Origin of the sequence: Conyzicola sp., assembly GCF_046714715.1 — a bacterium.
GTDB lineage: Bacteria > Actinomycetota > Actinomycetes > Actinomycetales > Microbacteriaceae > Conyzicola.
The window spans coordinates 1-5297 of the sequence record NZ_JBKKAD010000073.1 but is presented as its reverse complement, the minus strand read 5'-3'; the positions used below and the strand labels follow the sequence as shown (position 1 = coordinate 5297).

Below are 5297 nucleotides of genomic sequence, written 5' to 3'. Positions count from 1 at the left end.
AGGTGCTCTAGCGGGGCATCCGGAGCCTGAATAGCGTGGACGAATGCTTCGGATGACACGGACTCTCGCCCTCGCGGCCGCGGGTGTCGCGCTGCTCCCGGCTCTCGCCGGCTGCAGTTTCGGCGCGGGCACGGCCATCGGCTACATCTATGCCGTCGACGTGCACGCGACCGGGGAGTTCGCATCGCTCGAGGTGTGCGTCGATGACGCGTGCGTCGCCTCCGCGGGCGGCGAAGCATCTGAGGCGGTGCAACCGCCCGAGGGCGAGTTGCCTCCGTTTGCTCTGGAGCGGCGTTCCGACGAGCTGTGGAGCGTCACCTCGTTGCGGTCCACGCCCGACCGCCTCACCGTACGCGCGCTCGACACGACCGAAGCGGTGGTCGCGGAGCGCGGCTACGAGCTGGAGTGGACCAGAACGGGCGGCTCAGAGCAGTGCGGAGGTCCCATGGAGACCCCCGCACTCGACTTCGCCGCGTCTGCGGACTAGCGGCTGATAGCGCGCTTGCGCTGCGAGATGCGCTTCATGATCACGTTCTGCATGTCGCGGAGCGGCTCGCCGTCGGAGGTACGCGAGTGGCGCGTCCACTCGCCGTCGCCGTCGAGCCACCACGACGAGGTGTCTTCGGCGAGAGCGAGTTCGAACAGCTCGTCGATCTGGCGCAGTTGGTCGGGCGCCACGAGCCGCACGAGCGCCTCGACGCGGCGGTCGAGGTTGCGGTGCATCATATCGGCGCTGCCGATGTAGACCTGCGGGTCGCCGTTGTTGACGAACGTGAAGATGCGGGCGTGCTCGAGGTAACGCCCGAGAACCGAGCGCACCCGGATGTTCTCGCTCAGCCCGGGAACGCCGGGGCGGAGGCCGCAGATGCCGCGCACCACCAGGTCGACGGGAACGCCCGCGTTGCTCGCCTGATACAGAGCGTCGATGATCGCCTCGTCGACGATGGAGTTGAGCTTGATGCGGATGCCGCTCGGCAGGCCGGCCTTCGCGTTCTCGGTCTCGGTCTTGATGTGCTTGAGCAGGCCCTTGCGCAGGTGCAGGGGGGCCACGAGCAGGCGCTTGAACTTCTTCTCGATGGCATAGCCGGAGAGCTCGTTGAACAGGCGGGTGAGGTCTTTGCCGACCACGTCGTCGTCGGTGAGCAGGCCGAGGTCTTCGTAGATGCGGCTCGTCTTCGGGTTGTAGTTTCCCGTGCCGATGTGGCTGTAGTGCTTGAGCACGCCGTGCTCCTGGCGGATTACGAGCGCGAGCTTGCAGTGCGTCTTTAGCCCCACGAGCCCGTAGACCACGTGCACGCCGGCCTTCTCGAGCTTGCGCGCCCAGTTGATGTTGGCCGTCTCGTCGAAACGCGCCTTGATCTCGACGAGGGCGAGCACGGCCTTACCGGCCTCGGCCGCCGCGATGAGCGCCTCGACGATGGGGCTGTCGCCGCTCGTGCGGTAGAGCGTCTGCTTGATGGCGAGAACGTTCGGGTCGGCCGCGGCCTGCTCGAGGAAGGTCTGCACGCTCGTGGAGAACGACTCGTAGGGGTGGTGCACCAGCACGTCGCTCTTCGAGATCGAGGTGAAGATGTTCGGTGCCGCGTTCGGTTCGTTCGGCAGCAGGTTCACGCTCGTGGTCGGCACGTGCTTGGCGTACTTGAGCAGCGGGCGGTCGATGCGGTTGAGCTGGAACAGCCCGCCGAGGTCGAGCGGCGCGGGGAGGCGGTAGACCTCCTGCTCGGTGATGTCGAGCTCGCGCACGAGCAGGCCGAGGGTGAGGTCGTCCATGTCCTCGGTGATCTCGAGCCGGATGGGCGGCCCGAACCGACGGTTCAGCAGCTGCTTCTCGAGGGCCTGGATGAGGTTCTCGGACTCGTCCTCGTCGACCTCGACGTCTTCGTTGCGGGTCACCCGGAACTCGTGGTGCTCGAGGATCTCCATGCCGGGGAACAGTTCGCTCAGGTGGTTGGAGATGAGGTCTTCGATCGGGATGAAACGCAGGCGACCGGTTCCGTCGTTGGGCAGCTGCACGAAACGCGGCAGCACGGTCGGCACCTTGAGGCGCGCGAACTCCACCTTGTCGGTCTTCGGGTTGCGCACGCGCACGGCGAGGTTGAGCGAGAGGCCGGAGATGTACGGGAACGGGTGCGCCGGGTCGACGGCGAGCGGCATGAGCACGGGGAAGATCTGCAGCGAGAAGATCTCGTGCGCACGGTCGCGGTCGGCCTCGTCGAGGTCGCTCCACACCTCGATGTGGATGCCGGCCTCGTCGAGCGCGGGCTTCACGTGCTCGCCGAAGGCCACGGCGTGACGGTGCTGCAGCTCGTGCGCCTTGGCGCTCACGGCGGCCAGCACGTCTTCGGGGGCGCGACCGACGTTGGTCGGCACGGCGAGCCCGGTGGCGATGCGGCGCTTCAGGCCGGCGACGCGCACCATAAAGAATTCGTCGAGGTTGGAGGTGAAGATGGCCAGGAAGTTCGCGCGCTCCAGCAGCGGGAGCGTCGTGTCTTCGGCCAGTTCGAGCACCCGCTGGTTGAACGCGAGCCAGCTCAGCTCGCGGTCGAGGTAGCGGTCGTAGGGCAGCGATCCGTCGTCGATGCTCGACGACTCTTCGATGTCGTACTCGTCGAGCGATTCGCTCGGGGCCGGTGCGTCGAGGAGGGTGTTTTCGCTGTCCATCACGCCATCATCCCACTGTCGCGTGAATGAGCGGTTAACGAGTCAGCCGCAGGCTACGCCGTCGCGTACTGGACGTCGACGGCGTAGTCGTCGAATCCGAACGACCGGTAGAGGCGCAGCGCGGGTTCGTTGTCTGCCTCGACATAGAGACTCGAGACGCGGATGCCGCGCTCGGCCAGACGGGACAGCCCCGCCTCGACGAGACGGCGGCCGATGCCTTCGCCCTGACGGTCGGGAGAGACACCGACCACGTAGAACTCGCCGATGCCGTGCTCCACCTTGAGCCAGCAGTAGCCGAGCAGCGTCTCGCCGTCGCGCAGCAGCAGGAGGTCGTCGGCGTCGAACCACGGCTCGGCCATCAGCACGTCGAGGTCGGCGCGGGTGACGGCGCCCTGCTCGGGGTGGGCGGCGAACGCGCGGGCGTTGAGCTCGAGCCACGTTCCCTCGTCGGAGCCGGGGCGGAAGGTCTCGATACGGTCGCTGAGCGACCTGCTCGACCGGCTCTGCTGATTGAGTAGGCCGTCCACGGCCGTATCGAAATCGACGCCGCTCACCCGCAACTGCAGCAGCTCGCGTACCGCCGTCAGTCCGTGGCTCGCGGCGAGCGCCCGGGCGGCCTTGTGGTCGCCGTGCGCCCAGACGAGCAGCCGCGGCGAGCGTGACAGCAGTTCCTCGAGCAACGCCGTTCCGTGACCGTGCCGCCGGGCATCCGGATCGACGACGAACTCCGCCTCGCCGTCCCGAACCAGCGCCGCCGCGACGTCGCCGATCACGAGCAGCTCGCGCGCTCCCGTGGCGAGCTCGACGAGGCTGCCGTCGGAGAACGGGGGTTGGCCGTCGGCGCGGGTGGCGCGCTGGATGAGCACGTCGAGCCAGTCGGGGCGAGAGGGCAGGGTCTCGACGACATTCATTTCGAAAAGCTCAGTGAACGTGTTCGTCAGTTGGCGAGGGGCGCGGGGAAGCGCTCGTTCTCGTCGTCGTACACGTTGAAGCGGTACCCGACGTTGCGCACCGTTCCGATGAGCGACTCGAGGTCGCCGAGCTTGGCGCGCAGGCGCCGCACGTGCACGTCGACGGTGCGGGTTCCGCCGAAGTAGTCGTAGCCCCACACCTCGCTGAGCAGCTGCTCGCGGGTGAAGACGCGCGAGGGGTGCGTGGCGAGGAACCGCAGCAGCTCGAACTCCTTGAAGGTGAGGTCGAGAGGTTTGCCGTGCACCTTGGCCGAGTAGCTGGCCTCGTCGATGACGACTCCGGAGGCCTGGATCTTGCTGCTCGACTTGTCCTGGGCCTGGCGTCCGATCGCGAGCCGGATGCGGGCATCCGCCTCTGCCGGTCCGGCGCCCTCGAGGATGACGTCGTCGACACCCCAGTCGGCGCTGACGGCGGTGAGGCCGCCCTCGGTGAGTATGAGGATGAGCGGAACGGTCACGCCGGTGGTGTTCAGGATCTTGCACAGCGACTTCGAGCTGGCGAGGTCGTAGCGCGCGTCGATGAAGATCAGGTCGCACGTGGGCGCGTTGATGAGCGAAGCCGGCTCGGCCGGGATTTGTCGAGTTTTATGACTGAGTAGCCCCAATGCGGGGAGAACGTCATTGTCGCCCGCAGAGGTCAGGATAAGCAGCTGCGCCACGGGTCCTCCAAAGTGCCTCCGCACAGTCTACAAGCGCCTTAAGATTGCTTTGTGACCTGGCAGCTGGCAAGCATCCTCCCCGTGTGGGCCCTCGCGATCATCGGAAGTGTCGTGATCGGAGTGTTTTCGACCCCCGGGGAGTACTTCACCTGGGTGCCGATCGTGTTCGCCGCGGCGATCCTTTCGGCGTTCGCCATCCAGCTGGCGATCCGCCGCAAGGAGGGCTTCGTGACCAGGGTCATGACCTCGACGGGCGGCGCGCTCGTGGTGCTCGTCATCTCGACCGCGATTTTCGCCGTCGCATCCTGAGCTCGCGCGCCAACAGCGGTTAGGCTGGTCCCATGGTCATCGCCCTGGAACTCTTCTTCACCGGACTCCTCATTCTGGCGAGCCTCGCGATCGGGTATACCTCGATCGTCGTGCTCTACAACCTCTTCCGCGGCCAGCGCTAGTCTTCGGGGCGCTTCGTGATCGAGCTCAACTCCGACCTGCCCGCCGAGCTCGTCCCTCTGTCGTGGCTCATCGGCCTCTGGGAGGGCACCGGTGTCGTGCACTACGCGGTGGGCGACGAGATCCGCGAGCATGAATTCGGCCAGCGCCTCAGCTTCACCCACGACGGACTGCCCTACCTGAACTACACCTCGTACACGTGGTCGCTCAACGATGAGAACACACCCCACGTCGCCGAGACCGGCTACTGGCGCCTCAGCCGTCCCTCGCACGCGGGCGACTCCGGGCCGGGCATGCTGCCGGGCGTGGGCGCGAAACCCTACGCCGACGCCGAGTCGGTCGAGACGCTGCGCAACGCCAACGGCGGCTTCGACATAGAGGTGTCGCTCGTGCATCCGCTGGGTGTGAGCGAGCTCTACATCGGCCAGATCAAGGGGCCGCGCATCGATATAGCGACGGATGCCGTGCTGCGCACGGCCACGGCCAAGGAGTACACCGCGGCGACCCGCATCTACGGCCTGGTCGACAGCAAGCTGCTCTGGGCGTGGGATATCGC

The 5297-nt window shown here is 66.8% G+C and carries 6 protein-coding genes; 3 read left to right on the top strand and 3 right to left on the bottom strand.

What is annotated here, in order from left to right:
- Nucleotides 1-52: 52 nt before the first annotated feature.
- Nucleotides 53-487 carry a hypothetical protein gene (locus ACLQ6X_RS05920; protein WP_411699247.1) on the top strand — a complete coding sequence of 145 codons (435 nt, stop codon included), beginning with the start codon at nt 53-55 and terminating at the stop codon, nt 485-487.
- Here the strand turns inward: ACLQ6X_RS05920 and ACLQ6X_RS05915 are convergent.
- The 3 genes from ACLQ6X_RS05915 to ACLQ6X_RS05905 are packed head-to-tail and all read right to left on the bottom strand — an operon-like array spanning nt 484 to nt 4291.
- Nucleotides 484-2661, bottom strand: a complete 2178-nt coding sequence (locus ACLQ6X_RS05915) for an RNA degradosome polyphosphate kinase (RefSeq protein ID WP_411699246.1) — start codon at nt 2659-2661, stop codon at nt 484-486. The two genes, ACLQ6X_RS05920 and ACLQ6X_RS05915, sit on opposite strands and share 4 nt — an antisense overlap.
- Before the next feature lie 53 nt (nt 2662-2714).
- On the bottom strand, nt 2715-3572 hold the full coding sequence (gene mshD / locus ACLQ6X_RS05910) for a mycothiol synthase (RefSeq protein ID WP_411699245.1): 858 nt from the start codon (nt 3570-3572) through the stop codon (nt 2715-2717).
- Between the two features lie 26 nt (nt 3573-3598).
- On the bottom strand, nt 3599-4291 hold the full coding sequence (locus ACLQ6X_RS05905) for a DNA-binding response regulator (protein ID WP_188511501.1): 693 nt from the start codon (nt 4289-4291) through the stop codon (nt 3599-3601).
- A 51-nt stretch (nt 4292-4342) separates the two neighbouring features.
- Here ACLQ6X_RS05905 and ACLQ6X_RS05900 point away from each other — a divergent pair, with 51 nt between their 5' ends.
- Together ACLQ6X_RS05900 and ACLQ6X_RS05895 are read left to right on the top strand one after the other, a co-directional pair.
- Nucleotides 4343-4600 carry a hypothetical protein gene (locus ACLQ6X_RS05900; RefSeq protein WP_411699244.1) on the top strand — a complete coding sequence of 86 codons (258 nt, stop codon included), beginning with the start codon at nt 4343-4345 and terminating at the stop codon, nt 4598-4600.
- Between the two features lie 158 nt (nt 4601-4758).
- The coding region (locus ACLQ6X_RS05895) for an FABP family protein (protein ID WP_411699243.1) at nt 4759-5297 on the top strand (539 nt) is incomplete at its 3' end.